Below are 6,895 nucleotides of genomic sequence, written 5' to 3'. Positions count from 1 at the left end.
CCCCCTGTAGTTAAAGCCGCTGCTCCACTTATAAAACCAGGAACCTCAGAAAAGAAAAAGAGCAGCAGTGTTGAAGATCCCGCTAACTGGGAAACTTTCTAACAACAACAAGTGGCTGACAAGCGGTGGCTTTTAACCACCGCTTTAAACGAGGTGAAGGCATGTTTAGGTTTCGCAAATTAAAGATATCCACCAGTCTCTATTTATTACTGATGATGTTTTGCGTTATGCAGGTGATTTCTAGTGGTATTTCGCTAGGGATCGTTCATTTGAATAACGCACAGATCACCAGAGTAGATATAGATACATCTAAGCGAGATGAATTAGGATTAAGTTGGGCATCTTTAATACAAACACGTAATGCGATTAATCGTGTAGCTATTGCAGTGAAAACCGAACAGTCAACAGATTATATTCAATCTATTGAATCAATTGCACTTTCACGTTTGGAAACGGCGAATACTCATTTTCAAAATTTCCTTGCTGAGATAAATAAAGAGGCAATACCGACAGAAGAAAAAGAAATCGTTGAAGCAGTGAAAAATAATTACCACGTTTTATATGGTGCATTAACTGAATTACATAGCATGTTAAAAAAACGATAACTTCCAAGGCTTTTTAGATCAACCAACGGAACGTTATCAAACGGCGATGGAAAATTCATTTAATACTTATATGAATTACGTTCAGGCAGAAATTACTGAATCTATAGAGCAAGGACATCGCTCTTATACTATTGCTATCTTGATGTTTATCGGTGCAATAGCGATGGTTATTGTTGTATCAATCGCCGCTCATCGCTGGCTAAGTTTTAATATCATTAAACCTTTCGCAAGTTTAAGTCGTTACTTTAATGATGTTGCCACCGGCAAATTAAATCGTGAAATTCTTGTCTTCACCGATGATGAAATAGGGGATGTGTTTAGACAACTACGAGATATGCGGGGTGAACTCGTGCGTTCTATTCGTATTGTTCGTGATAACAGCCATGCTATGTATTCTGGTATTCAAGAAATTTCCAAAGGAAATACGGATTTATCCTCAAGAACTGAACAACAAGCTGCTTCATTAGAAGAAACTGCAGCAAGCATGGAAGAGTTAACAGCAACGGTAAAACAAAATGCTGATAACGCCCTGCAAGCGAGTAAGCTCGCAGAGTCTGCTTCTGAAACAGCCTTACGTGGTGGTCAAATTACGCATAGTGTTGTTGAAACCATGGATGCGATTACACAAAGTTCTCAAAAGATAGGGGCTATTATCAGTGTGATTGATGGTATTGCGTTCCAAACCAATATATTAGCACTTAACGCGGCGGTTGAAGCTGCTCGCGCGGGTGAACAAGGGCGAGGATTCTCTGTGGTTGCTGGAGAAGTTCGCAATCTTGCTCAACGTAGTGCTGATGCTGCAAAAGAAATTAAATTATTGATTGATGAATCGGTTTTACGTGTCTCTCAAGGTTCTCAACTCGTTAATAATGCAGGGCAGACAATGGAGGAACTCGTCACATCAGTAAACAAAGTCACTGAATTAATGGCAGAAATCGCCTCAGCTTCTGATGAACAAAGCCGAGGTATTCACCAAGTCGCTGATGCAGTCAGTCAGATGGATCAGGTGACTCAGCAAAACGCGGCTTTGGTGGAGCAATCAGCATCTGCTGCCGCAGCATTAGAAGATCAGGCTAATAACCTTGTTAATGCTGTATCGGCATTCGAGTTGCCTGACACGGATGAGAATAATCATTCTTCATCCCTAGAAGGTAATGGGTTGAAAAAAGCAGATAAAAAATCATTTTTTAAAAAGACCCATTAAAAAACAATGAAACGTAATGTTACTGAAGTCTTATCAGATATCGCTGCTCAACCGTTGGATATTTTTACCCAACGGTTCATGTTGTCCGATGATCAGTTCCAATCTATATGCCAATTGATTTATCAAAAGGCGGGTATTGTGCTGACTAACAACAAAAGGGAGATGGTTTATAACCGTCTCACTAGGAGGTTACGTGAATTACGGATGAATAACTTTGGTGACTATCTTGCGTTTCTTAAAAGTGATGTACGCAACCCTGAATGGCAAGAGTTTGTAAATGCATTAACCACCAATCTCACTGCATTTTTCAGGGAAGCACATCACTTTCCTATTTTGGCAAAACATGCCAGAAAAAGAGCAGGAGGCGTCTACCGAGTATGGTGTGCAGCTGCATCTACGGGAGAAGAACCTTATTCAATTGCGATGACTTTACGCGATGTTTTTGGGAATAACCCTTATAAAACCAAAATTATTGCCAGTGATATCGATACTAATGTGTTGGATAAAGCACGAAAAGGTGTTTACCGACAGGAAGAGCTTAAAACATTAAATGATGAATATTTGAAAAAATATTTTCTCAAAGGTGTCGGCGATTTTGAAGGATACGTGAAAATTAGGCAGCAAATTAGCGAGATGGTCTCTTTTCAGTATTTGAATTTACTCGACAAGCAATGGGATTTAGAAGGCAGTTTTGATGCGATTTTTTGTCGTAATGTCATGATTTACTTTGATAAAACGACACAACAAACCTTACTTAACCGCTTTACCTCATTACTTAAGCCAGACGGAATGCTGTTTGTTGGACATTCTGAGAATGTAAGCCAGCTTAGCAAGGATTTCTACTTGCATGGGCATACCGTTTACGGGCTGACACCAGCAAGGAGAGGTTATGAATAAAATAACGGTACTCTGTGTTGATGATTCGGCGTTAATGCGTCAAATCATGCGAGAAATCATCAACAGTCATAGTGATATGGAAGTTGTTGATTGTGCACCCGATCCTATCGTGGCTCGTGACTTAATAAAAAAGTACAACCCACAGGTATTAACGTTAGACGTTGAAATGCCACGTATGGATGGTATTGATTTCTTGGAAAAACTGATGCGATTAAGACCAATGCCTGTCGTTATGGTCTCATCATTAACAGCAAAAGGCTCAGAAGTGACGTTAAAAGCGTTAGAACTGGGTGCGGTTGATTTTGTGACTAAACCACAGCTTGGTTTACGTGAAGGTATGATGGCTTATAGTGAACTCATTGCTGAGAAAATTCGGGCTGCAGCACAGGCACGGATTAATCGTCGAGACGTACAAGCAGCACCTTCTAAATCATTGTCATTTACACCGATGATTTCGAGTGAAAAGTTGATTGCGGTAGGTGCATCAACGGGTGGCACAGAGGCTATTCGTAATTTTTTAGAACCATTACCCATTACCAGCCCTGCGATATTAATTACGCAACATATGCCCGCAGGGTTTACACACTCATTTGCAGAACGATTAAATCGTCTATGTCAAATTAGTGTAAAAGAAGCAGAAGACGGCGAACGTGTATTGCCTGGACATGCTTATATTGCACCAGGTGATTATCACATGGAGCTTCGTCGTAATGGTGCTAACTATCAGATCCACATTAATAAAGAGCCTGCGGTCAACCGTCATCGCCCTTCTGTCGATGTGCTATTTAGGTCTGTCGCAAAATATGCGGGACGTAATGCCATCGGTGTGATTTTAACCGGAATGGGAAGTGATGGTGCTGCTGGTTTATTAGAAATGCGTCGCGCTGGTAGTTATACCTTTGCACAAGATGAAGCGAGTTGTGTCGTCTTTGGCATGCCTCGTGCTGCGGTTGAATTAGGCGCAGTAGACGAAGTGAAAAGCATAAGCGCAATGAGTAAAGCCGTACTGATGAAAATCAGCAGCACACAATCATTGCGTATCTGATTAAGTTCAGTTTAAAAAGCAACACAGTAATTTGCCGATATATTTTGAAGGAGTTTTCAATGGCAAGTAAGGATCTGAAATTTTTAGTGGTTGATGATTTTTCAACAATGCGCCGCATAGTTCGTAATTTACTAAAGGAGTTAGGATTTACGAATGTAGAAGAAGCAGAAGATGGTGCTGACGCGTTAACTAAATTACGCAATTCGGCAATTGATTTTGTGATTACAGACTGGAACATGCCAAACATGGATGGTCTAGAGCTTCTTAAAAATATTCGTAGTGACGCGGGACTTGCAGCAACACCAGTACTTATGGTTACCGCTGAAGCTAAAAAAGAAAATATCATTGCAGCAGCGCAAGCGGGTGCAAGTGGATATGTTGTTAAACCTTTTACAGCAGCAATTCTTGAAGAAAAACTAAATAAAATTTTTGAAAAACTGGGCATCTAAGGAGTCGCAATGAGTGGGAATCCAATTATGCCGAAAGATAATATTGAAATGACATCTGATATTATCAGCCGGATCGGACAATTGACGCGGATGTTGCGCGACAGTTTGCGAGAATTAGGATTGGATAAAGCAATAGCCGAAGCAGCAGAAGCCATCCCTGACGCTAGGGAACGACTGGATTATGTTGCTCAAATGACCGCTCAGGCAGCTGAGCGTACATTGAACTGTGTCGAAGCTGCGCAGCCTAAACAGGATGCGTTAAGTTCCGAGGCGACTAAGCTTACTGAACGTTGGGACCAATGGTTTGAACAGCCAGAAGAGCTGAAAGATGTACGCTCTCTTGTAACCGATACCCGCAATTATTTGCGGGATATCCCTGAGAGTGCGGCTTTTACTAACAGTCAGCTATTGGAAATTATGATGGCACAGGATTTCCAAGATCTGACCGGTCAGGTCATTAAACGCATGATGAGTGTCGTTCAAGAAATTGAAAAACAACTCGTGATGGTATTAATGGAAAACCTGCCACCAGAGCAACTTGAAAAGTCTAATGTGAAGAAAGAGACTGACTCTTTATTAAATGGTCCACAGGTGAATAAAAACAACGCGGGTGTGATCAAAAATCAAGATCAAGTTGATGATTTACTGGAAAGTTTAGGTTTCTAACCTTCTAATGAGTTTTAGGGCGATAAGGACGTTGAGATATGCAGGACGCATTCGCTCTATGCTCAGCGCTTTTAGGATGATGTACTTTATGGATAAAAAATCATGTAATAACGCTTTAATAGCCCACGCTATTGAAGAAAATGTAAGCCGCTTTTTTTTAAGCGGCTTTTGATATTGTCGAAATAAACATCGAAAATAAAATTACTCAATTTTTCTGTTAATTTTGCTGATTTCCTTATAATCAGCGCCAATATTACTTATATCTCCATTTTTATCATTGGGTTGTTTTTTCTGAATATACTGTCATAGCCCAAAAAGCCCCGTAAATTTGCGATTGTTCCGCCCATCAATTTTCTCTGAATTTGTCATGCTTAGAGTCATTTCATTCATGCTTTTAATCTCAATATCTAAATCGGACAGACTGTGGCTGAAGATAGCGATCTCGAAAAAACAGAAGAGCCCACACCCCATAAACGGGAAAAAGCGAAAAAGGATGGGCAAATTGTCCGTTCTAAAGAGCTATCGTCCGTATTAATGATTTTGGGGGGCGTGAGTTTGCTGTGGATGAGTGGTGGGTTTATCACTCGTGGGCTACATGCCATGTTAACAGAAGGGTTTACGTTTAATCATCACCTTATCGGTAATGAGAATTTGTTGATCCCTCGATTTGGTAGCTTGATTAAACAAGCTGTTTTTGCGTTATCCCCAGTGTTTTTTGGGTTGGTACTTGTAGCAATCGGTGGCTCAGCCTTATTAGGTGGGATTAACTTTAGTAGTAAATCCATTAAATTTGATCCCAAAAAATGGAATCCTATTTCTGGGTTAAAACGTATTTTTTCTATGAATGCGTTAGCGGAGTTATTTAAAGCAATACTGAAATCAACCTTTGTGGGGATCGCCGCAACCGTTTTTTTATGGCACAACTGGAATGATATTCTCCATCTGATCACGCTACCACCGCTGAGTGCGCTAGCTAATGCGATGCAACTGCTGATTTTTGCAGTTTACATTACGGTTTTCATGCTGATACCGATGGTGGCATTCGATATTATTTTCCAAATTCGTAGCCATTTGAAAAAGCTACGTATGACACGCCAAGAAATTAAAGACGAATTTAAACAGCAAGAGGGTGATCCGCAGCTTAAAGCGCGTATCCGTCAGCAACAACACGCGATGTCTCGCCGTCGAATGATGGCGGATGTCCCGAAAGCTGACGTTATTGTGACGAACCCAACACACTATGCTGTTGCACTGCAATATAACGACAAAATGACTGCACCTAAAGTGTTAGCAAAAGGGGCAGGGGCTATTGCGTTAAAAATTAAAGAGATTGGTGCAGAAAATCGAATTCCGCTTCTAGAAGCGCCACCGCTTGCTAGGGCGTTATATCGTCACAGTGAAATAGGCCATGCAATACCTTCAACCCTTTATGCTGCGGTTGCAGAGGTGCTTGCATGGGTTTATCAACTGAAACGATGGAAAACCGAAGGTGGTTTAAAACCTAAACAACCTATGAACTTGCCAGTGCCTCCCGCACTGGACTTTGCTGGAGAAGATAATCGTCATGGCTAATTTGGCCTCATTACTCCGCTTGCCGGGAAATTGGAAAAGTTCTCAGTGGCAGATACTGGCTGGGCCAGTGCTTATCTTGTTGATACTGTCAATGATGGTATTGCCATTGCCACCTTTTCTATTGGATTTATTATTTACCTTTAACATCGCACTTTCCATCATGGTGCTGTTGGTCGCAATGTTCACACGACGTACGTTGGACTTTGCTGCTTTCCCAACTATTTTGCTGTTTACCACGTTGTTACGTTTATCATTAAACGTGGCTTCAACACGTATCATCTTAATGGAGGGACATACAGGGCCAGAAGCCGCAGGGCGAGTTGTTGAAGCCTTTGGCCATTTTCTTGTCGGCGGTAACTTTGCTATCGGTATAGTGGTCTTTATCATCCTTATTTTGATTAACTTTATGGTTATTACTAAGGGTGCGGGACGTATTGCTGAAGTCGGTGCGCGTTTT

6 protein-coding genes and 1 pseudogene are annotated in these 6,895 nt (G+C 41.1%); all 7 read left to right on the top strand.

The features are described 5' to 3' along the window. Positions 1 to 161: 161 nt before the first annotated feature. A pseudogene (locus BHE89_RS06395) lies at positions 162 to 1,809 on the top strand (methyl-accepting chemotaxis protein). A 6-nt stretch (positions 1,810 to 1,815) separates the two neighbouring features. After that, positions 1,816 to 2,706 (top strand): protein-glutamate O-methyltransferase CheR, encoded by an 891-nt coding sequence (gene cheR, locus BHE89_RS06390; protein WP_069367458.1) that lies wholly within the window; start codon positions 1,816 to 1,818, stop codon positions 2,704 to 2,706. Next, on the top strand, positions 2,699 to 3,751 hold the full coding sequence (locus BHE89_RS06385; protein ID WP_069367459.1) for a protein-glutamate methylesterase/protein-glutamine glutaminase: 1,053 nt from the start codon (positions 2,699 to 2,701) through the stop codon (positions 3,749 to 3,751). The genes cheR and BHE89_RS06385 overlap by 8 nt, the downstream gene beginning before the upstream one ends. 59 nt (positions 3,752 to 3,810) lie before the next feature. Continuing rightward, positions 3,811 to 4,200, top strand: coding sequence for a chemotaxis response regulator CheY (cheY, locus tag BHE89_RS06380; protein WP_069367460.1), 390 nt, complete (start codon positions 3,811 to 3,813; stop codon positions 4,198 to 4,200). A 9-nt stretch (positions 4,201 to 4,209) separates the two neighbouring features. Then, the gene (gene cheZ, locus BHE89_RS06375) at positions 4,210 to 4,866 is read left to right on the top strand and encodes a protein phosphatase CheZ (RefSeq protein WP_069367461.1); all 657 of its coding nucleotides are present in this window, start codon (positions 4,210 to 4,212) and stop codon (positions 4,864 to 4,866) included. 423 nt (positions 4,867 to 5,289) lie between these two features. Further along, on the top strand, positions 5,290 to 6,438 hold the full coding sequence (gene flhB / locus BHE89_RS06370; protein WP_069367462.1) for a flagellar biosynthesis protein FlhB: 1,149 nt from the start codon (positions 5,290 to 5,292) through the stop codon (positions 6,436 to 6,438). Then, positions 6,431 to 6,895: FHIPEP family type III secretion protein (locus BHE89_RS06365; RefSeq protein WP_171742469.1), on the top strand; the 465-nt coding region annotated here is incomplete at its 3' end. The genes flhB and BHE89_RS06365, both read left to right, overlap by 8 nt.

The organism is Shigella sp. FC1967, assembly GCF_001743005.1.
Taxonomy (GTDB): Bacteria; Pseudomonadota; Gammaproteobacteria; order Enterobacterales; family Enterobacteriaceae; genus Proteus.
This window is presented reverse-complemented; position numbering and strand designations above follow the sequence as displayed.